This window comes from Pseudoalteromonas peptidolytica, assembly GCF_012641745.1.
In the GTDB taxonomy this organism is placed as follows: domain Bacteria; phylum Pseudomonadota; class Gammaproteobacteria; order Enterobacterales; family Alteromonadaceae; genus Pseudoalteromonas; species Pseudoalteromonas peptidolytica.
On the sequence record NZ_WEHZ01000105.1, the window covers coordinates 1 to 282 of the forward strand.

Here is a 282-nt window from a genome sequence, read left to right on the forward strand (position 1 = left end):
CCAAGGTCGAGGTCACGAGTTCGAACCTCGTTACTCGCTCCAAATTTGGCGGAATGGCAGAGTGGCCATGCAGCGGATTGCAAATCCGTCTACCTCGGTTCGACTCCGGGTTCCGCCTCCATTTTCTTATATCCACATGCGAAAGCAAACCCGACGCCCGGGTGGTGGAATTGGTAGACACAAGGGATTTAAAATCCCTCGCTGGTAACAGCGTGCCGGTTCAAGTCCGGCCCCGGGCACCATTTATAGTAAGGTGACTATAAATGATTTATGGAACGCGAG

General features: G+C 52.8%; 2 tRNA genes. Both read left to right on the forward strand.

Annotation, left to right across the window (positions count from 1 at the left end):
* Nucleotides 1-47: 47 nt before the first annotated feature.
* Nucleotides 48-121, forward strand: a tRNA-Cys gene (locus F9Y84_RS21905).
* Nucleotides 122-155: 34 nt separating this feature from the next.
* Nucleotides 156-242: transfer RNA gene (locus tag F9Y84_RS21910), tRNA-Leu, on the forward strand.
* The last annotated feature ends 40 nt before the right edge of the window (nucleotides 243-282 follow it).